The organism is Sphingomonas pollutisoli (genome assembly GCF_029167165.1).
GTDB lineage: Bacteria > Pseudomonadota > Alphaproteobacteria > Sphingomonadales > Sphingomonadaceae > Sphingomonas > Sphingomonas pollutisoli.
Map to the genome: position 1 here is coordinate 52,555 of NZ_JARFNJ010000012.1, position 24,593 is coordinate 77,147.

21 protein-coding genes are annotated in these 24,593 nt (G+C 66.4%); 12 read left to right on the forward strand and 9 right to left on the reverse strand.

Features of this window, described 5'->3' with window-relative positions; all coding sequences use genetic code 11:
* The first annotated feature begins 39 nt into the window (after window positions 1-39).
* The 6 genes from PX554_RS21225 to PX554_RS21255 all read left to right on the forward strand — a co-directional run bounded on the left by PX554_RS21225 (window position 40) and on the right by PX554_RS21255 (window position 8,537).
* A complete protein-coding gene (locus tag PX554_RS21225) occupies window positions 40-3,258 on the forward strand; it encodes an efflux RND transporter permease subunit (RefSeq protein WP_275504477.1) in 3,219 nt (1,072 codons plus the stop codon).
* Complete coding sequence (locus tag PX554_RS21230) at window positions 3,248-4,405, forward strand: efflux RND transporter periplasmic adaptor subunit (protein ID WP_275504478.1); 1,158 nt, start codon at window positions 3,248-3,250, stop codon at window positions 4,403-4,405. Before PX554_RS21225 ends, PX554_RS21230 begins: the two co-directional genes overlap by 11 nt.
* Window positions 4,398-5,831 (forward strand): efflux transporter outer membrane subunit, encoded by a 1,434-nt coding sequence (locus PX554_RS21235; RefSeq protein WP_275504479.1) that lies wholly within the window; start codon window positions 4,398-4,400, stop codon window positions 5,829-5,831. The genes PX554_RS21230 and PX554_RS21235 overlap by 8 nt, the downstream gene beginning before the upstream one ends.
* Before the next feature lie 336 nt (window positions 5,832-6,167).
* Complete coding sequence (locus PX554_RS21245) at window positions 6,168-6,923, forward strand: prolipoprotein diacylglyceryl transferase family protein (protein WP_093226236.1); 756 nt, start codon at window positions 6,168-6,170, stop codon at window positions 6,921-6,923.
* Between the two features lie 34 nt (window positions 6,924-6,957).
* Window positions 6,958-8,310, forward strand: coding sequence for a radical SAM protein (locus tag PX554_RS21250; RefSeq protein ID WP_275504480.1), 1,353 nt, complete (start codon window positions 6,958-6,960; stop codon window positions 8,308-8,310).
* Entirely contained in the window at window positions 8,307-8,537 is a 231-nt protein-coding gene (locus PX554_RS21255) for a hypothetical protein (protein ID WP_275504481.1), read from the forward strand. Before PX554_RS21250 ends, PX554_RS21255 begins: the two co-directional genes overlap by 4 nt.
* 319 nt (window positions 8,538-8,856) lie before the next feature.
* Here the strand turns inward: PX554_RS21255 and PX554_RS21260 are convergent, their stop codons facing one another.
* Window positions 8,857-10,362, reverse strand: a complete 1,506-nt coding sequence (locus PX554_RS21260; protein WP_420833479.1) for a carbohydrate porin — start codon at window positions 10,360-10,362, stop codon at window positions 8,857-8,859.
* Between the two features lie 182 nt (window positions 10,363-10,544).
* On the opposite strand from PX554_RS21260, the gene uvrA reads away from it, so the two are divergent.
* From uvrA to hslU, 6 genes are all read left to right on the forward strand, one after another.
* The gene (gene uvrA, locus PX554_RS21265; RefSeq protein WP_275504483.1) at window positions 10,545-13,535 is read left to right on the forward strand and encodes an excinuclease ABC subunit UvrA; all 2,991 of its coding nucleotides are present in this window, start codon (window positions 10,545-10,547) and stop codon (window positions 13,533-13,535) included.
* 81 nt (window positions 13,536-13,616) lie between these two features.
* A complete protein-coding gene (locus tag PX554_RS21270) occupies window positions 13,617-14,462 on the forward strand; it encodes a hypothetical protein (protein WP_275504484.1) in 846 nt (281 codons plus the stop codon).
* The gene (locus tag PX554_RS21275; RefSeq protein ID WP_275504485.1) at window positions 14,449-14,982 is read left to right on the forward strand and encodes a hypothetical protein; all 534 of its coding nucleotides are present in this window, start codon (window positions 14,449-14,451) and stop codon (window positions 14,980-14,982) included. Before PX554_RS21270 ends, PX554_RS21275 begins: the two co-directional genes overlap by 14 nt.
* Before the next feature lie 698 nt (window positions 14,983-15,680).
* Window positions 15,681-16,049, forward strand: coding sequence for a hypothetical protein (locus PX554_RS21280; protein WP_275504486.1), 369 nt, complete (start codon window positions 15,681-15,683; stop codon window positions 16,047-16,049).
* 61 nt (window positions 16,050-16,110) lie between these two features.
* Window positions 16,111-16,677, forward strand: a complete 567-nt coding sequence (gene hslV / locus PX554_RS21285) for an ATP-dependent protease subunit HslV (RefSeq protein WP_275504487.1) — start codon at window positions 16,111-16,113, stop codon at window positions 16,675-16,677.
* A 142-nt stretch (window positions 16,678-16,819) separates the two neighbouring features.
* Window positions 16,820-18,115 carry an ATP-dependent protease ATPase subunit HslU gene (gene hslU / locus PX554_RS21290; protein WP_275504488.1) on the forward strand — a complete coding sequence of 432 codons (1,296 nt, stop codon included), beginning with the start codon at window positions 16,820-16,822 and terminating at the stop codon, window positions 18,113-18,115.
* A gap of 26 nt (window positions 18,116-18,141) precedes the next feature.
* Here hslU and PX554_RS21295 read toward each other — a convergent pair whose 3' ends face one another.
* From PX554_RS21295 to PX554_RS21330, 8 genes are read right to left on the reverse strand one after another with little or no spacing between them, the layout of a single operon-like run.
* Entirely contained in the window at window positions 18,142-18,549 is a 408-nt protein-coding gene (locus tag PX554_RS21295; RefSeq protein WP_093226222.1) for a hypothetical protein, read from the reverse strand.
* Window positions 18,550-18,588: 39 nt separating this feature from the next.
* Complete coding sequence (gene gloB / locus PX554_RS21300) at window positions 18,589-19,323, reverse strand: hydroxyacylglutathione hydrolase (RefSeq protein WP_275504489.1); 735 nt, start codon at window positions 19,321-19,323, stop codon at window positions 18,589-18,591.
* Complete coding sequence (locus tag PX554_RS21305; RefSeq protein ID WP_275504490.1) at window positions 19,320-20,375, reverse strand: NAD(P)H-dependent flavin oxidoreductase; 1,056 nt, start codon at window positions 20,373-20,375, stop codon at window positions 19,320-19,322. The genes gloB and PX554_RS21305 overlap by 4 nt, the downstream gene beginning before the upstream one ends.
* A gap of 1 nt (window position 20,376) precedes the next feature.
* Complete coding sequence (locus PX554_RS21310) at window positions 20,377-20,793, reverse strand: VOC family protein (protein ID WP_275504491.1); 417 nt, start codon at window positions 20,791-20,793, stop codon at window positions 20,377-20,379.
* A gap of 58 nt (window positions 20,794-20,851) precedes the next feature.
* Window positions 20,852-21,604, reverse strand: coding sequence for a tetratricopeptide repeat protein (locus tag PX554_RS21315; protein ID WP_093226216.1), 753 nt, complete (start codon window positions 21,602-21,604; stop codon window positions 20,852-20,854).
* Window positions 21,601-22,320 carry an alpha/beta fold hydrolase gene (locus tag PX554_RS21320; RefSeq protein ID WP_275504492.1) on the reverse strand — a complete coding sequence of 240 codons (720 nt, stop codon included), beginning with the start codon at window positions 22,318-22,320 and terminating at the stop codon, window positions 21,601-21,603. Before PX554_RS21320 ends, PX554_RS21315 begins: the two co-directional genes overlap by 4 nt.
* Before the next feature lie 38 nt (window positions 22,321-22,358).
* Window positions 22,359-23,417, reverse strand: coding sequence for a M48 family metallopeptidase (locus PX554_RS21325; RefSeq protein ID WP_275504493.1), 1,059 nt, complete (start codon window positions 23,415-23,417; stop codon window positions 22,359-22,361).
* The gene (locus tag PX554_RS21330) at window positions 23,417-24,514 is read right to left on the reverse strand and encodes a YjgN family protein (protein ID WP_275504494.1); all 1,098 of its coding nucleotides are present in this window, start codon (window positions 24,512-24,514) and stop codon (window positions 23,417-23,419) included. Before PX554_RS21330 ends, PX554_RS21325 begins: the two co-directional genes overlap by 1 nt.
* Window positions 24,515-24,593 lie beyond the last annotated feature (79 nt).

Consider the following 24,593-nt stretch of genomic DNA (forward strand, 5'->3'; position numbering starts at 1 on the left):
ATGGAGCGCCTCGTTTCCTGGAAAAGAGGCCGGCGCTCCGTGCTGCAACTCGTCAAGCTCGCGCTCAGCAAGCCCTACACGTTCGTCGTCCTCGCCATCCTGATCGTGCTGGGCGGCTCGATCGCGTGGGTGCGCACCCCGACCGATATCTTCCCCGACATCAAAATCCCGGTGATCGCGGTGGTATGGACCTATCGCGGCCTGCCGCCCGAGGACATGGCCGGTCGTGTCGTTTATTATTACGAGCGCCAGCTTTCGAGCACGGTCAACGACATCGACCATATCGAAAGCCAGTCGCTGAACGGCGTCGGCATCGTGAAGATTTTCTTCCAACCCGGCGTCGATATCCGCACCGCCTCGGCGCAGGTGACCGCCGCCTCGCAGACCGTGCTCAAGCAGATGCCGCCGGGCATCACCCCGCCGCAGATCCTCAACTACAACGCCTCGACCGTGCCGATCCTCCAGCTCGCGCTGTCGGCGAAGGATCTGTCCGAACAGAAGATCTACGATCTCGGCCAGAACTTCATCCGCCCCGCGCTCGCCTCGGTGCAGGGTGCGGCGATCCCCTCGCCCTATGGCGGCAAGGAACGCCAGATACAGATCGATCTCGATCCCGATGCGCTTCAGGCGCGACACCTGTCGGCAAGCGACGTCGGCGCTGCGCTGGCGGCGCAGAACCAGATCGTGCCGGCGGGCACCACCAAGATCGGCCAGTACGAATATAACGTCCGCCTCAACAACTCGCCCGAGGTGGTCGCGCAGCTCAACGACCTGCCGATCAAGACCGTCGATGGCGCGACCGTGCTGATGCGCGACGTGGCCCACGTCCGCGACGGATCGCCGCCGCAGCGCAACGTGGTGCGCGTCGATGGCGGGCGCGCGGTGCTGATGACGGTCCTCAAGTCGGGCGCTGCCTCGACCATCGCGATCGTCGATCAGGCCAAGGCGCTGCTTCCGAAAATACGCGAGACGCTGCCGCCCTCGCTCAAGGTGCAGCCGCTGTCAGACCAGTCGCTGTTCGTGAAGGCGGCGGTGTCGGGGGTCATCAAGGAAGGGGTGATCGCCGCCGCGCTCACCTCGCTGATGATCCTGCTGTTCCTCGGTTCCTGGCGATCGACCGTCATCATCGCCGCGTCGATCCCGCTCGCGATCCTCGCGGCGGTGGCGGGGCTGGCGATGGCCGGGCAGACGCTCAACATCATGACATTGGGCGGGCTCGCGCTCGCGGTCGGCATCCTCGTCGATGATGCCACCGTTACGATCGAGAACATCAACTGGCATCTCGAACAGGGCAAGTCGGTGCGCGCCGCGATCCTCGACGGCGCCGAGCAGATCGTCGGCCCGGCGTTCGTGTCGCTGCTGTGCATCTGCATCGCCTTCCTGCCGATGTTCTTCCTGCCCGGCGTCGCCGGCTTCCTCTTCGCCCCGATGGCGATGGCGGTGGTGTTCGCGATGATCGCCTCGTTCGTGCTGTCGCGCACGCTCGTCCCGACGATGGGCAATTATCTGCTGCGCACGCACGCGACCGAACACACCGCCGAGGTGATGGTCAGCCACGACGCCAAGGCCGGCCGCCCCGGCAGCCGCAACGTTTTCCGCCGGTTCCAGAGCGGGTTCGAACATCGCTTCGAGAAAGTGCGCGGCTATTACATCTCGCTCCTCGATTTCGCGCTCGCGCGGCGGCGCGTGTTCGTGCCGGCGTTCATGGGCATCGTGCTGATCTCCTTCGCGCTGGTGCCGATGCTGGGGCGCAACTTCTTCCCGACGATCGACGCGGGCCAGATCAACCTCCACGTCCGCGCGCCGATCGGCACGCGCATCGAGGAGACCGCGGCGCTGTTCGATCATGTCGAGGACCGCATCCGCGCGGTGATCCCGCCCGACGAGCTGGTGTCGATCGTCGACAACATCGGCATGCCGGTTTCGGGCATCAACCGCGCCTATTCGAACACCGGCGGGGTCGGTCCGCAGGACGGCGACATCCTCGTGACTTTGTCGGAAGGTCACAAACCGACCGCCGGCTATGTCCGCGCGCTTCGCAAGACGTTGCCCGATGCGTTCCCCGGCTCGGTCTTCTCGTTCCTGCCCGCAGATATCATCAGCCAGATCCTCAACTTCGGCGCCCCCGCCCCGATCGACGTGATGGTGACCGGGAGCGACATCAAAGGCGGCAAGGCCTATGCGCAGGCGCTCGCCGAGAAGATGCAGCACATCCCCGGCATCGCCGACGTGCGCGTCCAGCAGACCGAGGCCTATCCCGAACTCGGCTTCGATGTCGATCGCGCCCAGGCCAACCGGCTCGGCATCACCGAGAACGACGTGACGCGCAGCATGGCGGTCAATCTCGCCGGCAGCTTCCAGGTCGCGCCCGCCTTCTGGCTCAACCCGAAGAACGGCGTCTCCTATCCGATCGTGGTGCAGACGCCGCAATATCGTACCGATAGTCTGTCGGCGCTGCAGAACCTGCCGATCACCGGGTCGAGCGGCACCTATCAGTTGCTCGGCGCACTGGGCACGCTCCACCGCGAACCCTCGCCGGCGGTGGTGACGCATTACGCCGTCCAGCCCTCCTACGATGTCTATGCGACCACTCAGGGCCGCGATCTCGGCGCGGTGGCGGCGGACATCCGGGCGGTGCTCGATGGTGCGAAGGCCACGCTGCCCAAGGGATCGAGCGTGAAGCTGCGCGGCCAGGTCGAGACGATGAACACCGCCTTTTCAGGGCTCATCTTCGGCCTGATCGGCGCGATCGTGCTCATCTACCTGCTGATCGTCGTCAACTTCCAGAGCTGGGTCGATCCCACCGTCATCATCTCCGCTCTGCCCGCCGCGCTCGCCGGGATCGTGTGGATGCTGTTCGCGACGCACACGCCGCTATCGGTGCCGGCGCTCACCGGCGCGATCATGTGCATGGGCGTCGCCACCGCCAATTCGGTGCTGGTGGTCAGCTTCGCGCGCGAGCGGCTCGCCGCAACGGGAGATGCTTTGCGCGCCGCCGCCGAGGCGGGCGCGACCCGCTTCCGCCCCGTGCTGATGACCGCGCTCGCGATGATCATCGGCATGGCGCCGATGGCGCTGGGCTTGGGCGAAGGCGGCGAGCAGAACGCCCCGCTCGGGCGCGCCGTGATCGGCGGGCTGATCTGCGCGACGCTCGCCACGCTCGTCTTCGTCCCCGTCGTCTTCTCGATCGCGCACCGCAAGCACCGGCGCGCGGCTTCCGACCCTCTCGCAACCGGATCTCTCGCTCATGCAGGCTGAACCCGTTCAGGCACCCGCCCCCAAGGGCCTCAAGACCGCCGGCGTCGTCGCCGTCGTCGCCGCGATCGGCGTGGTCGCGGCGGGCGCGATGGTGCGCCGGGGCGACACGCAGACCGCGCAGGCCTGGTCGGACGCGCGCTCGGTGCCGACCGTCCATCTCGTCGCCGCCAAGGGTGCATCGGCGAGCGACGCGCTGACGCTGCCCGGTACGATGCAGGCGTGGAACGCCGCCAAGCTCTACGCCCGCGTCGGCGGTTACGTGAGCGCGTGGTACAAGGATATCGGCGCGAGCGTCGGCGCGGGCACCCCGCTCGGCAGGATCGACACGCCCGAACTCGACCAGCAGATCGCCTCGGCGCGCGCCGCCTTGGTCAGCGCGCAGGCGCACGCCAGCCTCGCCCGCAGCACGGCGGCGCGCTGGAATGATCTGCTCACCGACAATTCGGTTTCGAAGCAGGAAGCCGACGAGAAGAACGGAGACCTCGCGGTGCGCACCGCGGCGGTGCAAGCGGCGCGCGCCGATCTCGGCCGGCTGCTCGCGCAGAAGGCGTTCTCGACCGTACGCGCGCCGTTCGCGGGCACCGTGACGTCGCGTAACGCCGATATCGGCGATCTCGTCGGCCCCGGCGCATCGGTGCAGCAGCCGATGTTCTCGGTCGCCGACACGCGCAAGATCCGCATCTACGTCAACGTGCCGCAAAATTATTCGGCGGGCATGACTCCGGGGCTGACCGCGACGCTCACCACCCCCGATTATCCGGCGCGCACCTTCAACGCGCATGTCATCGGCAATTCGGGCGCGATCAACCAGCAGACCGGCACTTTCCAGGTCCAGCTCATCGCCGACAATGCCGACGGCGCGCTCAAGCCCGGCGGCTATGCGCAGGTCAAATTCGACGTGCGCGGCCAGACCGGTACGGTCCAGATCCCGTCGAGCGCGCTGATCTTCCGCGCGCAGGGCACGCAGGTCGCGACGGTCGGCGCGGATCGCCACATCCATCTGCGCCCCGTCACGATCGGTCGTGATCTCGGGCCGAGCGTCGAGATCACCTCGGGCCTGTCGGCGGCGCAGAAGATCGTCGACAATCCCCCGGATTCGCTTGCCGACGGCGAGCTGGTGCGCGTCGAGAACAAGACGCATGGCTAAGCGCGCCTGGTCCGCGCTGGCGCTGCTGGTCACGACCGCCGGCTGCTCGTTCGCCCCAGCCTATCACCCGCCGGTCACGCCCACGGTCACGGCGTTCAAGGAAGCCGGGCCGTGGCAACCCGCCGCCCCCGCCGACACGGCGCCGCGCGGCGACTGGTGGGCGGTGTTCAGCGATCCGACGCTCGACGCGCTCGAACGCAAGGTCGCCACCGACAACCCGACCTATGCCGGCGCGCTCGCCCGCTACGACGCGGCGCGCGGCTATCTCGGCCAGAGCCGGGCCGCGCTGCTGCCGCACTTGGGCGTGGATGCCGACATCACCCGCAACCGCCAGTCGGACAACCGCCCGCTGCGCGGCGCCAACCAGCCGGATATCTACAGCGCCGACACCGTCCAAGCGAGCTTCGGCTATGAACTCGATCTGTGGGGCCGGGTCCGCAACAGCGTCGCGGCGGGCAAGGCGGAGGTGCAGGCGTCCGGCGACGACCTCGCCGCGATCCGGCTGAGCCTGCAAGCCGAACTCGCCACCGACTTCATGGCGCTGCGCGGCTATGACCGGCAAGCGGTGCTGCTGACGCAGACCGTGGACGCCTTCGCCAAGGCCGATCACCTGATCGCGCGGCGGTTCCAGGCCGGCATCGTCAGCGGTATCGAGACGAGCCGCTCCGCCGCGCAACTCGCCGAGGCGCGCGCGCAGCTCGCCGAGGTCGCGGCGGCCCGCGCGCTCACCGAACATGCCATCGCGAGCCTGGTCGGCACCCCTGCCTCCGATTTCACCATCGCCCCTGTCGCGACCGACTTCGACGTGCCCGCCGTCCCGCTCGGGCTGCCCGCCACATTGATCGAGCGCCGGCCCGATATCGCCGCCGCCGAGCGCCGCGTCGCCGCCGCCAATGCCGCGATCGGCGTGGCCAAGGCCGCCTTCTTCCCCGCGATCCGATTGGGCGCGAGCGGCGGCTTCCAGAACACCGGCCTGCCCGGCCTGTTCTCCGCGCCCAACCAAATCTGGTCGATCGGGCCGAGCGCGGTGCTCAACCTGTTCGATGGCGGTCGCCGTCGCGCCGAACTCGCCGTCGCGCGTGCGCGCTGGGCGAGTGCGAGCGCGGACTATCGCGCCACGGTGCTGACCGCGTTCCAGCAGGTCGAGGACAATCTCGCGCTGCTCCACCACCTCGGTGACGAAGCCGCCGCCGAGAACGAAGCGGTACGGCAGGCCGCCGCGACCGAGCGCCTGTCGCTCAACCGCTACAGCAAGGGCGCCGTGACCTATCTGGAGGTGTTCACCGCGCAGACCACAGCGCTGCGGGTGCGCCGCGCCGCGCTCGATCTCGACACCCGGCGCTTGCAGGCCAGCATCCGCCTGATCCGCGCGCTCGGCGGCGGATGGACGGAAGAAGAGGGTGCGGCGCAGGTAGATTCAAAATGATGCCTCGTCTGGCTGTGGCAAATAATCCGGAAAAACCCTGAGCATACGGCCGGGATCAGGGCCCGTTGCCCACGGGCGGCTCCGTCGCACCAAGGCATCGATCATCTACCAGGCGGCTGGCAGCCTCCGCGCCGTTCAGATCCTGCGCGATCATGCTGAAAATCGACAGCACACCGCGCTTTTTGGACGTTGACGGTGAGGACGCTCTCGACCCGGCTGAGCGTGGTCTGAGCCGACCCGCTATGCGACATTCCGCACCACGCTGGCGCCTGACCAAAACCGGCCCTTCAGTCATCAATGCTTGCAGGCAAGCCGGAAGCATCGGACGACCCATCCATGCTCGTGATCCCGACGGCGCCTTGGGCGCATACCCTGTTCGACGTCCTCGCATGGGCGGCATCGGCCGTGACGGGCACGATGCTGCATCGATGGCGGCTGCGTGATGCTACCGAGCGACTGGCCCAGACCACAGGCTCCGGCTATTTCGCCGCGCTCGCCATCGGCGCGCTGGCGGGCGCATGGGCATTGGGCTCCGCCAACACGCTTCGCATGGCGACTCCCATCCTGTCGCACAGCATCGCCGGCGCCCTTGCCGGGGCGATCATCGGCGTCGAGATCTACAAACGTGCGATCGGGCTGCGGGGATCGACGGGGACGCCGTTCGTCGGGCCGATCGCCGCGGGGATCGTTGTCGGGCGCTGGGGCTGCCTGTTCGCAGGACTTCCTGATGGAACCTACGGCATACCGACATCACTGCCTTGGGCGGTTGATTTGGGAGACGGCGTAGGACGCCAGCCGGTCGAGGTATACGAGTCGCTCGCGATGCTGATGTTCTTGATCGTCTACGGTGCCGCGCAACAGCGACAGCAGAGTTGGGCGTTGCGCCGCAGCTTCTACGTGCTCGCGGGCTGGTACGGGGCACAGCGTTTCGTCTGGGAGTTCTTGAAGCCCTATCCAACGTTGATTGGACCGCTAAACATCTTCCATCTGCTATGCTTGGGGTTGGTTGCTTATGGATGCGCTTTCTACAGAGCCGACCTCTACCACGAGCGCGCCGCTGCGGGGAGCGGCCCCCTACCTCTTCTTCGGTGAGACGACGAGCCTGTGTGAAACGTGCCTGCTGCCCGTGCCGACCAAGATCATCGTCGAAGGTGATCTGGTCTTTTACCGCAAGCGCTGCCGCGTGCATGGCGTGACCAAGACCCTGATTTCCGACGACGTCGGATACTGGCGAGCCGCAAAAGACTGGCTGAAGCCCGGTGATCGCCCCCTCGCCATCCACTCTCGCACGGACCACGGTTGCCCATTCGACTGTGGTCTGTGCGCCGACCACGAGCAACATAGCTGCCTGGCGCTGATCGAGATCAACGAGGCTTGTAATTTGAGCTGCCCGGTGTGTTTTGCCGGCTCCTCGATCCATCACCTCGGCCACCGCCCGCTCGCCGAGGTGGAGGCGATGCTCGACGTGATCGTCGCTGCGGAAGGGGAGCCCGATCTCGTCCAGATTTCCGGCGGCGAGCCGACCATCCACCCACAGTTTTTCGAAATCCTCCAAGCCGCTCGAAGGCGGCCGATCCGTCACCTCATGGTCAACACCAATGGGCTGCGCATCGCCCGGGAGCCCGACTTCGTTGCCCGTCTCGCCGCGTTCCGGCCGCGCTTCGAGATCTACCTCCAGTTCGACGCGCTGGACGACGAGGCGTTGATGGTGCTCCGCGGTGCGCGTCTCAGTTCCATGCGCCGGCGCGCGCTGGAGGCGCTGGAGGCCGCCGGCATTTCGACCACGCTCGTGGTGACGGTGAAGAAAGGCGTGAACGACCAACAGATCCCCGACATCGTGCGCCACGCGCTGGAGTGGCGGTGCGTGCGGGGGGTCACCTTTCAACCGGTGCAGGATACCGGCCGCAACGATGGCTTCGATGCCAAGCAGCATCGCATCACACTTACCGAAATTCGTCGGCGCATCGCCGAGGCGGGTGTTTTTGCGCTTGAGGATCTGATCCCGCTGCCCTGCAACCCCGACCAGATCTGCATCGGCTATGGTCTGCGAAACGGACGCGATGTCGCACCCGTGACGGCAATGCTGCCGCGAGAGCTGTTCGTCGCTGCTGCTCCCAACACGGTGAGCTTCGAGGCCTATCCCGAACTCAAAGACCGCATCTTCCAGCTTCTCTCGCTCTCCACCGCGCAGGCGGATACTTCGGAAAAACTGGCAAGCCTGCTCTGCTGCCTGCCTGAAGCGGCCGTGCCCGAGGAAATCGGATATGCGCAGACCTTCCGTGTCGTCATCTCGCAATTCCTGGATCGTTTCAACTTCGACCTTGGAACGGTGAAACGGAGTTGCGTCCACTTCGTCCAACCCGATGGCGCGATCATCCCGTTCGACACCTTCAACCTGTTCTACCGTCCGGGCGCGGCCGGAGAGGCCGTGCTGGCCGACGCGAAGGTGAACCATCGCCGAGTCAGGAGCATCGCATGATCAAATTCCTCGGCGGCGTTCTCGTCGCGATGGGCATATTGCTGGCTGGTACGACGGGCCTTTGTACCGGCGCGGTGGTACTGTTCTCGCTCCCGGGTATAATCGAGCAGCCCGGCCCCATGCTTTCGGCCTCCCCAGTGCTGCTCGTTGGCATCATCCCGTGTGTGCTCGGTGTTTTCACCGCACGAGCAGGCCTTCGCATGATGCGGTCTTCGGGCGAGGAGTGATGCGCGGTCAAACGGGCGCCGCTTCTCCCGCCGAAGATTTTGAAAGCGGAAGGCGTCTAGAAAATCAGGGGCTACTCAAGTCGAAAACAGCATCGCGAAAGCTGCGGCAGCTCGCCGATTCCGGCCATTCCGTACATCGACATCGGCCCCGCCCGAGGCGAACATTCACGCACCTCCGCTCCCCCCGTTCGCACTGAGCGCAGTCGAAGTGCGTGTCCCAGGGCGGTGTCGCCCGCGGCCCGTCCTTCGACTGCGCTCAGGACGAACGGCGGGCAGAGGCGCGCGGCACGCGCAGCAAAGCCCCCGCGCTTCCCAGCGCCTACAGCGTCAGCGCCGCCTTCAACCCGAGCACGCCGACATCGCTCAGCGTCTTCACGCCGCCGGGGTGGTGGATCAGTTGCACGTTGGGCTGCAATTCCAGCCACGGCACCGGCGTGATGCTGTAATAGACTTCGGCCGCATATTCGGCGTCGCGCACCGGCGTGCCCGGCACCAGCAGGTCCGCCCGCGCCGCGCGCCCGTTGACGTTGGTGCGCCCCACCGCGACGCCGAGCACATCGCCGCCCACACCGGGCAGCAGCCCCTTATAGAATAGCCCGAGCGCGACCTGGTTGTCGGTCACGCTGGTCGCGCGATCGGCTTGCGTCACGTTGGCGAACACGCCGAGCCCGGTCAGCGCCTTGCCGTCCTTCGACGTGCCGCTGATCTGCTGCTGCACGCTCGCATAGACGCCGTAGCGCCCCGAATGTTTGAGCGGGGCGAGCCCGGTGATGACGCTCGGCTGATGGTTGGTGTCGAGCAACACGTCGTCGCCGGCGGTGGTCGAATACCAGCCGCCGATCTTGTACGATCCGACGTGCCCGCCCTCCAGCCCGCGCGTCCAGCCCGCCTCGAACGGGATCAGCACGCCGGTCGCGCCGCCGAAGCGCGCGACGAAGAAGTTGTTCTTCAGATCGTTGGGGTTTTCGACATAGCCGCCGACCTGCAGATACACCCCCTTGGCGACATCGGCGTGGACGATGCCCGCCCATTCGGCGATCGGCCAGTTGTACCAATAATCGCCAACCAAATTGCCCGGCTGCGCGCCGCAGAAGGTGAGGTTCTCGAAATGGCAGGAGAACACCGCGAAGTCCGATCCCGGATTGGTCCGCCCGAGCTTCACCTCGATCCGGTCGCCGAGCTTCTGCTGATACCATAGCTCGGTGACGCGCACGGTCTGGCCGCGGCCATAGACTTCCTGCACCTGTTGCAGCGTGTTGAGCCCCGCGTCGTCCGAAAGGTTGCGCCCGCGCCGCCAGGTCAGCGTCGCCTGGAAGGTGCCGCCGTCGATCCCGGCGAGTTTATCCAGATCGAACTTCGCGCCGAGATCGGCCTGCCCGGTCTCGGTGGCGAGCCGCTTCTTGCCGCCGGTGAAATTATAGCCGCTCTCCGAAACATAGCGCGCGGAAAGCTCGATGCCGCGCTTGCCGAACGCGGTGCGGGTGTCGCGCCAGTCGGCGAACAGCCCCGGCGGCGCCTGATAGCGCGTGTCGCCGATCCCGTTGCCCGGCGACATGTCGCGCGGGTGGAGCGCATGGGTGAAGCGCCGCCGCTGCGGCGGGGCCGCGTCGTTGGCGGGCTTCTGCGTGTTGGTGGCCGAACCGTCGGCCGCGGCGGCGGGGGCGGGCGCGCCGATATCGACCTGCGCGGGCGCGGGTGCGGTGGGCGCGGGCTTCGCCGGCGGAGCGGGGGCGTCGTCGCGCTGCTGCGCCGCCGCGCCGCCGGCGGTCAACAGGCAGGCGGCACCGAGCAGCGGCGCGAGCCGGCGGGTCGTCGTCACGATCATCATCCAACCAATTCTGTGAAAAGTGGGGGAAAGACCCCCTTAATGGGTGACGCCGCGGCTCGTTCCAACCCCGAAAGGATCGCGCCCGCGCGCTTTGTCGCCCCCGCCCCCTCGCACGCCCGCGATCGGCGCCCTATCTTGCGCACTGGAATCCCGTTCAGAACAAAGCTAGAACCACCGGCATGGCCCTTACCACCATTTCCGTGCGCGGCGCGCGTGAGCACAATCTCAAGAACGTCTCGGTCGATATCCCGCGCGATACGCTGACGGTCATCACCGGCCTCAGCGGCTCGGGCAAGTCGAGCCTCGCGTTCGACACGATCTATGCCGAGGGCCAGCGCCGCTACGTCGAATCCTTGAGCGCCTATGCGCGCCAATTCCTCGAGATGATGCAGAAGCCCGATGTCGATCATATCGAGGGCCTGTCACCCGCGATCAGCATCGAGCAGAAGACCACCAGCCGCAACCCGCGCTCGACCGTGGCGACCGTCACCGAGATCTACGATTACATGCGCCTGCTGTGGGCGCGCGTCGGCATCCCCTATTCGCCCGCCACCGGCCTGCCGATCGCCGCGCAGACCGTCAGCCAGATGGTCGACCGCGTGATGGCGCTGCCCGAGGGCACGCGGCTGTACCTGCTCGCCCCCGTCGTGCGCGGCCGCAAGGGCGAGTATAAGAAGGAGATGCTCGAGTGGCAGAAAGCGGGCTTCACCCGAGTCCGCATCGATGGCGAGCTGGTCGAGATCGACGAGGCGCCCGCACTCGACAAGAAGCTCAAGCACGACATCGAGGTGGTGGTCGATCGCCTGGTGGTGAACCCCGACAGCGCGACGCGCCTGGCCGACAGCTTCGAGACCGCGCTGAAGCTCGCCGAAGGGCTGGCCTATGTCGATCTGGTCGATGTGACCGTCGCGGACGTGGGGGGCACCCAACCTCCGTTCGTCCCGAGCGAAGTCGAGGGACAAGCCTCGGGCGCGGCGCAGGGTGTCTCGACTGCGCTCGACACGAACGGGACGGGAAAGCCCGCCCCTGCCAAGAAGATGAAAGGCACCGGCATCCCGGACAACCGCATCGTCTTCTCGGAAAAATTCGCCTGCCCGGTCTCCGGCTTCACCATCGCCGAGATCGAGCCGCGCCTGTTCTCGTTCAACGCTCCGCAGGGCGCCTGCCCGGCCTGCGACGGCCTCGGCGAGAAGCTGCTGTTCGACGAAGACCTCGTCGTCCCCAACCACGCGCTCAGCATCAAGAAGGGCGCGGTGGTGCCCTGGGCCAAGTCCAACCCGCCGTCGCCTTATTACATGCAGGTGCTCGGCTCCCTCGCGCGCGAATTCGGGTTCAGCCTCGATACGCCGTGGGAAGACCTGCCCGGCGAGGTCAAGCTCATCATCCTCCACGGCACCGGCGGCAAGCCGGTCACGCTCACCTTCATCGACGGCAAGAAGTCCTATGACGTCAAGAAGCCGTTCGAAGGCGTGATCGGCAACCTCAACCGCCGCATGCTCTCGACCGAGAGCGCGTGGATGCGCGAGGAACTGAGCAAATACCAGTCGTCCGCACCCTGCGAGGTCTGCCACGGCGCGCGGCTCAAGCCCGAGGCGCTCGCGGTCAAGATCGGCATGCGCGACATTTCCAGCGTCACCCGCCTGTCGGTGGTCGATGCGCTCGCCTGGTTCACCGCGATCCCGCAAGACCTCACCCCGCAGCAGAGCGCGATCGCCGAGCGCATCCTCAAGGAAATTCTCGAGCGGCTCGGCTTCCTCAACAACGTCGGGCTCGATTACCTCAACCTCGATCGCACCTCGGGCACGCTCTCGGGCGGCGAGAGCCAGCGCATCCGGCTCGCCTCGCAGATCGGCTCGGGGCTGTCGGGCGTACTCTACGTGCTCGACGAACCCTCGATCGGGCTCCACCAGCGCGACAACGACATGTTGCTCGCCACGCTGCGGCGGTTGCGCGATCTCGGCAACACCGTGCTCGTCGTCGAGCATGACGAGGATGCGATCCGCACCGCCGATTATGTGATCGACATGGGGCCGGGCGCAGGCGTCCACGGCGGCACCGTAATCGCGCAGGGGACGGTCGAGCAAGTGCTCGCCACCGAAGGCAGCATCACCGCCGATTATCTGTCCGGCCGCCGCTTCGTGCCGGTGCCGGCCAAGCGCCGCAAGGGCAACGGCAAGAAGCTCACCGTCCACAACGCCACCGCCAACAATCTGCGCGGCGTGACGGCGAGCATCCCGCTCGGCACCTTCACCTGCATCACCGGCGTCTCCGGCTCGGGCAAGTCGAGCTTCACGATCGACACGCTCTACGCCGCCGCCGCGCGCGCGCTCAACGGCGCGCGCATCGTCCAGGGCAAGCACGACAAGATCACCGGGCTGCAATATCTCGACAAGGTGATCGACATCGATCAGTCGCCGATCGGCCGCACCCCGCGCTCGAACCCGGCGACCTATACCGGCGCCTTCACCCAGATCCGCGACTGGTTCGCCGGCCTGCCGGAGTCCCTTGCGCGCGGCTACAAGGCCGGCCGGTTCAGCTTCAACGTCAAGGGCGGGCGCTGCGAGGCGTGCCAGGGCGACGGGCTGCTCAAGATCGAGATGCACTTCCTCCCCGACGTCTATGTCACCTGCGACGTCTGCCACGGCGCGCGCTACAACCGCGAGACGCTGGAGGTGAAGTTCAAGGGGCTGAGCATCGCCGACGTGCTCGACATGACCGTCGAGGACGCGGTCGAATTCTTCAAGGCGGTGCCGCCGATCCGCGACAAGATGGCGATGCTTCAGGAAGTGGGGCTGGGCTACGTCAAGGTCGGCCAGCAGGCGACGACGCTGTCGGGCGGCGAGGCGCAGCGCGTCAAGCTGGCGAAGGAACTGTCACGCCGGGCGACCGGGCAGACGTTATATATTCTCGATGAGCCGACGACGGGGCTGCACTTCGAGGACGTGCGCAAGTTGCTCGAAGTGCTCCACGCGCTCGTCGAGCAGGGCAATACCGTGGTGGTGATCGAGCACAATCTCGACGTCATCAAGACGGCGGATTGGGTGATCGACCTTGGGCCTGAGGGCGGCGTGAAGGGTGGCGAGATCGTTGCCGAGGGAACGCCTGAGCAGGTGGTGAAGGTGCCGGCGAGCTTTACGGGGCGGTATTTGAAGCCGTTGTTGGGGAAGTAGTCAAGAACGGCACCAATAACAAATAGTTGAAGATTGCGATGGAACTGCCATCCTGCGCTCGGAGTGACATGGGGGACCGCAGTGGCTTCAGTATTTCTTCTCAGATGCAAGGCAGAACCCCGGAGTCAAGGAGACGCTTTCGCCGATACGGATGAACCCGCTCAAATCGTAGCTCGATCGTTCCTTGCTCGACCTACCGCCCGTGTTCCTCGTGGTGCTGTCTGGCATATTGGCAACACATCGGAAATGAAGGGCGGTGCCGTATTTTTTGCCCTAGGAAGAGAGGTCATTGTCAAGGCGCACGAGTTCGACAATCGGCTAAGGGAATTTAGAGAAATCGAGCAATCGCAGGCACCTTTTACGGTTGGCGTCTATGATCCCGAGACCCAAGTGGCTGGAATTCTTGTTCGCCCCAACGTGTCCATGAATGCCAAGGAGGTAGCGGCCAAAATTGCCATCTTGCTTGAGGAGCCGGGTATTGCTCGGCGGAATAATCGTCAGATCGTGGTGGATTTCATTCCTGACCCGACGGGCTTCATTGCAGCTCTTGAAACGGCGCACCGGATAACAAGATTTGAATTTGAATTTACCCCTCCCAATCCTCCGGGCGATAACAAGTATATAAGGCAGCCGCTGAAGAATTTTGCAGAGCGCGCTGGTGCGGAGGAAGGGAAGGTATCGGTCAGGGGGTACGCGCTCAATAAAAACGAGCTGGCGGATTTGACCCGAGACATCGCTGCAGCCGGGGATAACGCGACCGCGACGATACAATCGAAGGAGAAGGGTTCGTTGGAGAGGCGCTCTCTGAACATCAATCCGCTTCGTGAACCTGTTGACGCTGGATTTCACGAAGAGACAGGTGACGCAATTCTGCGTGCTACGCAGGAAGGCTTTAAATCGTTGAAAAACAAAGATGAAAATGGATAGTTACCGATCCTTCTGGGAGTGGCTTGTATATCGCGACCGTGATGGCGATCGCGGTATTGGCAATATCGTAAACGTTTGGTTAGCGTTTCACCTGACCCTCGGGCTACTTTTAGCGACGCTGGTGCGAATCCCGATATCAGACCTGGCGACTAAGGTTGCTATTCCCGGTGCGGCAATCTTGGTGGGTTTGTCGTTCGCTTGGGCTGGGCGATCCGCCAGTCTCTTTCAAGACAAAGCATTTTCTGAATTTATTATTAAAGATGGCGCTCCAATAGAAGGATATTTATATTCCTTCCAGTTAGGAATACTTAGCGTACTTACATTTCTCGCGATAACGTTTATTATTTATGCGGGGGGATTAGGTTTATCCACAGGATGCAGTCAAATTGATATTTTTACAAACAGATTTTTAATTATTTCTGTTGGTAGCATTGCTCTTAGAGAGTGTTGGGGCGCAATTGGATTTGTAAATAAACTAACCATCCAATTTTATAAAATTCGCGCGGCAGAATTGCAATGAAGGCATCGAGCGTTTCGGCAGCCCGATCCCCGGTCCTGATCTCCTGCCGGTCGCGCCGCACCAGCCGCGCAAAGTCCTTGAGCGAGAGCATCACGACGCGCATCGCCCCGCCCCCGTGATACCGACCGGACGCCGCAACGCCGCGTCCAGGTAATAATTCAGACGAGCGGCGACATCTTCAGCGGGGGCGGCGAGGGGGTCTGACATGGCGGGCGGCTCCGGGCAGGCGGTATCGTCATGATACCGGCTTCGGTGCGATCGATCGACTCAAACCGGCGGTTCCGGTGCGCGAACAGCGCGCCACGGGCAAAGCCCGTGTCGTCGGACGGCGCTGGCGCGCCGCCGGCCGGGCGCGGCTCCGGCTGCGCCGGGCGTGTGCTTGGCTCTCGCCAAGCGCTTGCGCGCCGCGCTGTCCTACACGCCCGCCTTCGCCTATCCTCGCGCGGCATTTCCTCCAACCCGCGAAAGCCGCATCATGCCATCGTCCCGCCACCCGCAGCCGGCCCCGCATCCCCGCGCGCGCCTGCGGATGCGCGCCAAACGATGCACCCGCCGCCACTTTCGCGATCTTCCCCGTACCGTGGCTCGGGTGGACGATGATCGCGATGTTTGGCGTCGCGGGCCGCGCGCGGCGGAGACGATTTGCGGAACACACCACGCCCCGGCCCGTTGATCTCGGCACACATAAGGAAACCCGCATGGCAACCCCTTCCGAGACTCGCGCCAAGCCCCGCAAGGCCGCCAAGCGCGGCGCCAAGCCCGGCGCCAAGAACGGCACCCCAGGCCGCTCCACCGCGATCGGCGTCGTCGGTCTTGGCGCTGTCGCCGCCGGCATCGCCGCCGCGCTGCGCTTCGGCCTGTTCGATCGCCTGCGCCCCGTCGGCACCGCCGAGCACGCCGCGCCCGATCTCGCCCCCGGGCGTCCGCACCCCGGCCCCGACGCGCGCGCGCCGGAAGCCTTCCGCCCGGACCCCACCGCGCCGGTCACCGCCGCCGAGCGCGACGCGTTCCGCCCCGCGCTGGTCCCGACCGGCTTCACCGAGGAGAAGCACGCCGAGGCGCTGTAATCCGCGCGGTCGTTCCGGGGGCGGATTGCGCAGCCGCGCGACCGCTCCCATATCGCGCGCCATGAACGACAGCTCCAATGCAGTGGTGTGGCACGGCACCACGATCCTCTCCGTGCGCAAGAATGGCCGTGTCGTCGTCGCCGGCGACGGCCAGGTCACCCAGGGCCAGACCGTGATGAAGCCCAACGCGCGCAAGGTGCGCCGGCTGGGCGACGGTTCGGTGATCGGCGGGTTCGCCGGCGCCACCGCCGATGCCTTCACGCTGTTCGAGCGGCTGGAGCGCAAGCTCGAACAGCATCACGGCCAATTGCTCCGCGCCGCGGTCGAACTCGCCAAGGATTGGCGGACCGACAAATATCTCCGCAACCTCGAGGCGATGATGATCGTCGCCGACAAGGACGTGACGCTGATCCTCACCGGCAACGGCGACGTGCTCGAGCCGGAAGCCGGCATCGCCGCGATCGGCTCGGGCGGCAATTACGCGCTCGCCGCCGCCCGCGCGCTGGTCGAGTATGAAGGCGATGCCGAGACGATCTGCCGCAAGGCGATGAAGATCGCCGCCGATGTCTGCGTCTATACCAACGAACGCCTGACCCTCGAAGCCATCGACGGTGCGGCGGACGCGTAATCCTCGTCGCCCCGGCCTTCGGGCCCCATCAAAGTACTACTTTGATGGGGCCCGAAGGCCGGGGCCGCTGTGTTACGAAGAGCAACCGGCGTACCGAACCAAACTCAACGGCCCCGGCCTTCGCCGGGGCGACGGAACCGAAATGAACGACCAACTCACCCCCAAAGCCATCGTCCGCGCGCTCGACGCGCATATCATCGGCCAGGCCGACGCCAAGAAGGCGGTCGCGGTCGCGCTGCGCAACCGCTGGCGCCGCCAGCGGCTCGGCGCCGATCTGCGCGACGAGGTCACGCCCAAGAACATCCTGATGATCGGGCCGACCGGCTGCGGCAAGACCGAGATCAGCCGCCGCCTCGCCAAGCTCGCCGACGCCCCGTTCGTCAAGGTCGAGGCGACCAAGTTCACCGAGGTCGGCTATGTCGGCCGTGATGTCGAACAGATCGCGCGCGATCTCGTCGAGGAAGCGATCCGGCTCGAAAAGGAACGCCGCCGCGTCGCGGTCAAGGACAAGGCCGAGGACGCCGCGATGGCGCGGCTGCTCGACGCGCTCACCGGCAAGGGCGCGAGCGAGGCGACCCGTGAGGCGTTCCGCCAGCGCTTCCGCGACGGCCATCTCGACACCACCGAAATCGAGATCGAACTCGAACAGGCGCCGCAGATGCCCTTCGAGGTGCCCGGTGGCGCGCCGCAGATGATCAACCTCACCGAGATGATGGGCAAGGCGTTCGGCGGCCAGCAGCTCAAGCGCCGCAAGCTCACCGTACCGGCGGCGTGGGAAAAGCTCGTCGAGGAGGAAGCCGACAAAAGGCTCGACCAGGACGAGGTCAGCCGCATCGCGCTCGCCAACGCCGAGGAGAATGGCATCGTCTTTCTCGACGAGATCGACAAGATCGCCGTGAGCGACGTGCGCGGCGGCTCGGTGAGCCGCGAAGGCGTGCAGCGCGACCTGCTGCCGCTGATCGAGGGTACGACGGTCGCGACCAAATACGGGCCGATGAAGACCGACCATGTGCTGTTCATCGCGAGCGGCGCGTTCCACGTCGCCAAGCCAAGCGATCTGCTGCCCGAGCTGCAGGGCCGCCTGCCGATCCGCGTCGAGCTGAAGGCGCTGACCGAGGATGACTTCGTCGCGATCCTGTCCGACACCAAGGCGTCGCTCACCCAGCAATATGTCGCTCTGATCGGCACCGAGGGGGTGGGGATCGAGTTCACCGAGGATGGTATCCGCGCGATCGCCCGGATCGCCGCCGAAGTGAATGGCGAGATCGAGAACATCGGCGCACGCCGCCTGCAGACGGTGATGGAGAAGCTGCTCGAGGAAGTCAGCTTCGATGCCGAGGATCGCCAGGGCGAGACCGTGGTGGTCGATGCCGCTTACGTCGAGAAGCAACTTTCGAGCATCGCGCGCAACACCGATCTGTCGCGGTTCGTGCTATAAAGAGCGCCGCGACCGTGTGCCGCGCCTCATTTGGGCGCGGTATATGGTACGAACTGACGGATCGTGCAGAACCCGCTCGGGATGTGGCTCGTCAGATCGACCGTGCGGATCGGGTCGCCCGCGCAGAGCTGCGAGCCGAACTGCTGCGACACGATCGCGTCGCCGCGATCGAGACCGAAGCAGCCGCCGTTGGTGTCGGCGCGGTAGATTTTCCGGCGGGAGACTTTGTAGAGGATCGTGTCGCCGATCCGCTGCGTCTCATATTGATCGCGGCTGTCGAGGCATTGCTGCGGCTTGCCCGGAACAAGCCCGGCGAGCGCCTTGTCCAGCTCCGCCTTGTTCTTGGCCGCCTCACGCGCGGCATACCCTTGATCCGAGGAAAGCGCGGCGGTGCCGGCGCATAACAGCATGACGGGAAGGATGAAGCGGTACATCAGCTTGGCCTTTCGAAAGCTCAGGCGCCGGTAACGCGGCTACCCTCGGAAACTATCCTTGGCCGCCCGCCGCGCGGCGAGTTGCCCTGCGGAGTCCGCGCGCAAGAAGGGATTGGTCGCGCGTTCGAGCGCGATCGTCGTCGGCACCGTGGCCTCGCCCGCCGCGCGGAGCGTATCGACGTCACGCATGCGTGCCGCGATGTCGGCATTGTCGGGATCGGCGACGGTCGCGAAGCGGGCGTTGCTCTGGGTATATTCGTGCGCGCAATAGACCGACGTCTCGCCGGGCAATGCCGCGAGCCGCTGCATGTTGGCGAACATCTGTTCGGGCGTCCCTTCGAACAGCCGGCCGCACCCCATCGCGAACAGGGTGTCGCCTACGAAGATCGTCGCGTCGTCGGAGAGATGGAATAGGATATGCCCGGCGGTGTGCCCGGGGGCGGCGATCACGTGCGCGACATGCGCGCCTATGCGGACGGTGTCGCCATCCTCGAGGGGAACATCGAGCGTCGGAATCTTCGCGCTCTCCGCCGCCGGCCCGCTGATGGTCGCGCCGGTTGCGGCCTTGATCGCGGCGTTTCCGCCGGTGTGGTCGGCATGCCAATGTGTGTTCCAGACCTGCCCGATCGTCCAGCCGCGCCGCTCTGCCTCCGCAAGCACCGGCGTGGCGTCGCCGGGATCGATCACGACCGTCTCGGCGGAGACAGGATCGTGGACCAGCCAGATGTAATTGTCGGTAAACGCGGGAATCCGAACGATGTCGAGATCGGTCATGCGAAATCCTCCATGGCGAGCGCGGCGAGGCCGAGCCGGCGGGTGAGCGCGGCCGCCGGCTCCGCGCGCGCGAGCGTGACGCCTTGCCCGGCCCAGAGCGCTGAATAGTCGCCGCGCGCCTCGCTCTCGGCGTGTGCACGAAGCGGCGCCACCGCCGCGCTGGCATAAGGGAACGGCGGCGCGGCGGCGCTGACGGGACCGATCGCCTCGATCAATCGGTTGCGCAAGCCGCGCGCCAAACCGCCGGAGAACAGGTTGGTGAAGACGCTGTCATCAGCGCTGGCGGCACCCAGTGCGGCGCGGTGGGGAGCACTCGGGCGCGCTTCCGGCGTGCGCAGGAAGGCCGTGCCGACTTGCACCGCTGCGGCACCCAATACGATGGCGGCGCGCACGCCGCGCTCATCAGCAATGCCGCCGGCCGCGATCACGGGTACGCTGACCGCATCGGCAATCGCCGGCACCAGCGCGATCAATCCGACCGGCCCGTGCTCGTTCAGGAAATGACCGGCATGGCCGCCGGCTTCGAAGCCCTGTGCAATGATCGCGTCGCAGCCACGCGACGCGAGAAACCGCGCCTCGGCAACGGTGGTCGCGTTGCCGATCAATCGCGCGCCGGTCGCGCGCACGCGTTCCAGCAGCGCGGGTTCGGGCAGCCCGAAGTGGAAACTGACGATCTCGGGCCGTACCGCGTCGATCGCGTCGGCCATCGCAGCGTCGAACGGGCGGCGCAGCGGTGGTGCGGCGGTGGGTCGCGATAGATTCTCGGCGACGTAGCAGGGCGCGAGTTGCGTTTCCCATGCGGCCGTATCGGGCACCGGCCCGAGCCGGTGGCAAAAGACGTTGAGGTTGAGCGGCCCCCTCACCGCCGCGCGGATCCGCGCCACGGTCCCGATGACGTCGTCGGGCGACAATGTCGCGCAGGCGAGCGAGCCGACGGCGCCGGCGCCAATCGCGGCGATAGCCAACTCCGCGCCGGCGAAGCCCGCCATCGGCGCCTGAAGAAGCGGGAGGTGCGCGCCCGAAAGGTCGAGAAACGCGCGCACCCCTGTCATGTCACCAGACTCCGGTGTTGGGCATCGATGCCCACGGCTCCGCCGGGGGAAGTCGACCATCCTGCAACAGCTCGACCGAGATGTTGTCGGGCGTGCGCACGAACGCCATGTGCCCGTCGCGGGGCGGACGGTTGATCGTCACGCCCGCGTCCATCAGCCGCTGGCACGTCTCGTATATGTCATCGACCTGATAGGCGAGGTGGCCGAAATTGCGGCCGCCCGTATAGGCTTCAGGATCCCAATTGTGAGTCAGCTCGACCTCTGCGACGCCCTCCTGGCCGGGCGCTGCCAGAAAGATCAGCGTGAAGCGGCCCTGCTCGCTTTCGATACGGCGCACCTCGCTAAGCCCGATCAGTTCGAAGAATGCGATCGTCGCCGCCGGATCGGTGACGCGGATCATGGTGTGGAGGAATTTCACCGGGACAGGCTCCTGTTGTGACATGGTGCAGATAGGCGCGCGGGCCCGTGAGTGCCAGCTACGGCTTTGCCGGCGTGTCGAATTGCGCCAGTGCCGCGATGGCGGCCTTGTTGGCGTCGCTGCCGGGCTGAAGCTGCGCGGCACGGCCCCATGCCGTTTTCGCGCCGGCCTCGTCGCCCAATTTCGCGGCGATGTTGCCCGCTTCGAGCTGGACCGAGGCGTCGTCGGACGAGCGCTTGAGCGCTTCGGCGATGTCGGTCTGCGCGCGCGGCATGTCGCCCACGCGCCGCGCCAGCGTCGCCGACAGCAGCCAGGCGAGCGGATCGCTGCTCGCCGCGAGCAGCGCCTGATCGAGATCGGCGCGCGCGGCTTTCATGTCGCCGGCGGCGACGAAGGCGCGCGCGCGATCGAGATAGGCTTCGCCGCTTTGCAAGCCGACGAGGATGTGCGGTGCGAGCGCCGCGTCCAGATCGGCGCGCGCCTTGCTGGCGTCCTTGGCGCCGAGCCAGGCATTGCCCGCCTGCGCCCAATAATAGGCGCTGCGATCATCGCGGGCGACATCGGCCGCGCGCGCCGCCAGCTCGAACTCGGCGGCGGCGGCGGACCAACGTCCTTCGTTGGTATAGGCGATGCCAAGACACTGGTGGGCAAGAAATCCGCCGCCATCGAGCATCCAGCGGCTCGCTTCACCCTCAGCCGCGGCGGGATCGCGCCCGGCGAGATCGACGCAGCGTTCATAGCGGTTCTGCGTCGGATTGGTGGGGGGCGGCGCCTTCTGCGCGGCGGCGAGGAGCAGAAGGGGCAGGATCATGAGCGCGGTGCAACCTGTTCGATCAGGCCGATGATCCGTGCGATATCCGCATCGCGCGACAATCGGTGATCGCCGTCCTTGACGAGCGTAAGCTGGACATCGGGTGAACGGATCAGTTCGGCGAGGCGAACGCTTCGGTTCCACGGCACGTCGCGATCGAACATGCCGTGGATCAGGCGCACGGGCACGTCGATGGCGATTGGGCCGAACATCAGCCGGTTGGCCTCGCCCGATTGCCAGAAGGTGCGGGTATAGACGGTCGGGGTGTCGGCATAGGGCGATGGGCGCTCGAGCCGGCCGCCGGACAGGATCGCCAGCTTTTCCTCGACGGTGAAGCCCCAGTCGGTGAAGTCGGGCGCTGGCGCGATGCCGACCAGCGCGGCGACCTTTGCGGGGTAATCGCGCGCGATCAACAGCATCAGCCAGCCGCCCATCGACGATCCGACCAGCACCGCTGGCCCCTCGACGCACTGATCGAGCAGCGCGAGCACATCGTCGCGCCAGTTGGCGAGCGTCTGGTCTTCAAATGCGCCCTCGCTCGCGCCGCAGCCGCCGTAATCGAAGCGCAGGAACGCGCGGCCGGTCGCCTTCGCCCAGGCTTCGATCGCGAGCGCCTTGGCGCCGGTCATGTCCGAGGCGTAGCCGGGCAGGAAGACGATCGTCGGGCCTGCGCCCGGCGTGAGATGATAGGCGAGCGCTGGGCGGGGATCGGTCATGCGCGCCACCTTACGCGCGGCCGGAACGCCGGGCAAACCTAGAAGCGGAGACCCGGCGCGCGTGCGTTGGGATCGGTTGAGCAGATGTCGCGCAGCGCGCCCCATTGATCGGCATTCAGCACCGGACGATCGTCGTGGTGCTGCTTCGCCGCAGCGATGAAGCGGGCGGCGCGGTCCTGCGACATCGGATGCGTCGAGAGATACGCGGTGAGGCGGCCGATCCCGCCGCCGTCCTCACCCGCGGCGAGCCGCTTGAAGAAGCGCGCGGTCGGCAGCGGCGAGATGTGCGCCTGCGCGAGCGCGTCGATCGCATAACCGTCGGCGCGCGCCTCGGCGTCGCGCGAATATGCCGAGGCGAGCAGCGCATTGGTGTAGCCGCCGACATGACCGTCGAGCCCGCCGAGCAGCACGCTCAAGCCGAGCTGGCGGAGCAACGATTCGAGCACGTCACGGTGGCGGACATGGCCGAGCTCGTGCGCGATCACGCCGGCGACTTCATCGGGCGAGGCGGCGGCTTTGATGAGGCCGTCGAACAGCACGATGCGGCCGCCCGGCAATGTCACGGCGTTGACGATCGGCAGGTTGACGACGCTGACGCGCGCGTCTGGATCGCCCGGATCGATGCGCGCGACGAGCGCGGCGAGCGCTTGCGGGCCGTTCGGGCCGGCGCAGGCGCGGTCGCCGAAATCGCCGGCCATCATGTCGCCGAGCTTGCGTTCGACCGAGCGCGGGACGGCGCGGGCGACGAGCGCGGGCGTCATCAGGAACGCGGCGACGGCAATCGTGGCAAACATCGCGCACAGCGCGGCCGCGGGCCAGAGGCCGATCCGGTCGATCCAACCGCCGTAGCGTGTTGGAGATGGGAGCAGCGGCGCGAGATCGGCCGGGACGCCGCCGGGGAATCCTATTCTCCAGCCGCTCGAACCCCTTAGGCCGAAGATCGCGTCGCCGTCGACCGAGTCGCGCGCGACGAGATCGGCCAACGGATACGGCCCCTCCGACCTGTCGCTTTCGACCAGCCGGAACGCATCCCCCGTCACCACGAAATCGGGCGCGCGGCGCAGCGCGCTCACGCCGTCGTAATGCCACACGCGCATCAGATCGCGCCGATGTCGAACGCGTCGAGCAGCCCCTCGCCCTGGCCCGGCCGGCGCGTGGTCGATTGGGTGAGGCTCGCGAGATCGATCTCGCCATAGGCGTGCATGTGGCGGATGAAGAAGCTCCAGTTGCGGTAGCCGACGAAGATCTGGCCAATGCCGAGCGTGCAGACCACCAGGGCGATGTTGCCCGCGAACAGCGCGATCCAATCCCGCGTGGTCGCGGTGAAGGCGAATTCGAGGTCGCCGAGCCGCAGCGCCCCCACCGCCTCGCGGAAATAGGCCGCATAATAGACCAAGGCGATCAGCCCGAGCACGACGAAGAACAGCACGTAGAACCCCGCCACAACCGCGAACAGCACGAAGGGCGCGGCGCCGCCGGCGGGCAGGCTCCGCCACGAGCCCAGCCCGCCCGCGAACACGCCCAGCACCGCCAGCGCGATCACCGCGAAGACGAAGACCACCGGCGCCAGATAGAACAGCAGGAAGCGCAGGAAGATCGGCGCGGCGCGCGCGTTCGCCTCGAACCGATAGGGGCCGAAGCTCATCTCGCCCCAGCGCTCGTTCCACAGGCTCGTCATCGTCCAGGGGACGAGCAGCCCGAGTGTGAACGAGCCGAGCACGCTCTTCCACAGATAGCTCCAGCCGAACGCCAGCCCGAAAGTGTCGCTGCCGCCGCGAATGCCGTGCCAGAGCGTGCGGCTGAGCCGGTAGCGCAGCGCGCGGAAGATCGCGACGCCGGTGAGGAAGAAGAAGGCGAGGTACAGCGCGAGGCCGATCAGCCCGGCCAGCCCCTCATGCCCGCGCATCATCGCGCTGTTGAGCACGACGAGGTTGATGAAGCCGAACGGGATCACGAAGATCAGCATCGCGAGGCCATAGCCGACCATCAGCTCGCGCCCGGTGCCGGTCCATTCGAGCCGATCGTCGATGAAGCGCGTGTGGCTCCACAGATAGCGCCGCTCGCGCGTGCGCGCCCAGAACAGATAGACGCCGAGCGTGACGATGCTCAGCAACAGATTGGTGAAGGCGATCGGCGCGAACTCGCGCCAGTCGCCCGTGAAGGCGAAGGCCTTGGTGCCGGATGAGTCGCGCATGGTTGGTCCCCCTGGCAGCGGTTGGAGCGCAGGGCGGGGGCGGGGTCAAGCGGCCCGAGCAAGGGAAGTAGTTGACGTC

What these genes read in the sequence shown, in the direction of transcription:
- PX554_RS21230 (WP_275504478.1), top strand. Translation starts at nt 3,248, where the DNA reads ATGCAGGCTGAACCCGTTCAGGCACCCGCCCCCAAGGGCCTCAAGACC.
- PX554_RS21235 (WP_275504479.1), top strand. Translation starts at nt 4,398, where the DNA reads ATGGCTAAGCGCGCCTGGTCCGCGCTGGCGCTGCTGGTCACGACCGCC.
- PX554_RS21245 (WP_093226236.1), top strand. Translation starts at nt 6,168, where the DNA reads ATGCTCGTGATCCCGACGGCGCCTTGGGCGCATACCCTGTTCGACGTC.
- PX554_RS21255 (WP_275504481.1), top strand. Translation starts at nt 8,307, where the DNA reads ATGATCAAATTCCTCGGCGGCGTTCTCGTCGCGATGGGCATATTGCTG.
- PX554_RS21260 (WP_420833479.1), bottom strand. Translation starts at nt 10,362, where the DNA reads ATGATCGTGACGACGACCCGCCGGCTCGCGCCGCTGCTCGGTGCCGCC.
- uvrA (WP_275504483.1), top strand. Translation starts at nt 10,545, where the DNA reads ATGGCCCTTACCACCATTTCCGTGCGCGGCGCGCGTGAGCACAATCTC.
- PX554_RS21275 (WP_275504485.1), top strand. Translation starts at nt 14,449, where the DNA reads ATGAAAATGGATAGTTACCGATCCTTCTGGGAGTGGCTTGTATATCGC.
- PX554_RS21280 (WP_275504486.1), top strand. Translation starts at nt 15,681, where the DNA reads ATGGCAACCCCTTCCGAGACTCGCGCCAAGCCCCGCAAGGCCGCCAAG.
- hslV (WP_275504487.1), top strand. Translation starts at nt 16,111, where the DNA reads ATGAACGACAGCTCCAATGCAGTGGTGTGGCACGGCACCACGATCCTC.
- hslU (WP_275504488.1), top strand. Translation starts at nt 16,820, where the DNA reads ATGAACGACCAACTCACCCCCAAAGCCATCGTCCGCGCGCTCGACGCG.
- PX554_RS21295 (WP_093226222.1), bottom strand. Translation starts at nt 18,549, where the DNA reads ATGTACCGCTTCATCCTTCCCGTCATGCTGTTATGCGCCGGCACCGCC.
- gloB (WP_275504489.1), bottom strand. Translation starts at nt 19,323, where the DNA reads ATGACCGATCTCGACATCGTTCGGATTCCCGCGTTTACCGACAATTAC.
- PX554_RS21305 (WP_275504490.1), bottom strand. Translation starts at nt 20,375, where the DNA reads ATGACAGGGGTGCGCGCGTTTCTCGACCTTTCGGGCGCGCACCTCCCG.
- PX554_RS21315 (WP_093226216.1), bottom strand. Translation starts at nt 21,604, where the DNA reads ATGATCCTGCCCCTTCTGCTCCTCGCCGCCGCGCAGAAGGCGCCGCCC.
- PX554_RS21320 (WP_275504492.1), bottom strand. Translation starts at nt 22,320, where the DNA reads ATGACCGATCCCCGCCCAGCGCTCGCCTATCATCTCACGCCGGGCGCA.
- PX554_RS21325 (WP_275504493.1), bottom strand. Translation starts at nt 23,417, where the DNA reads ATGCGCGTGTGGCATTACGACGGCGTGAGCGCGCTGCGCCGCGCGCCC.
- PX554_RS21330 (WP_275504494.1), bottom strand. Translation starts at nt 24,514, where the DNA reads ATGCGCGACTCATCCGGCACCAAGGCCTTCGCCTTCACGGGCGACTGG.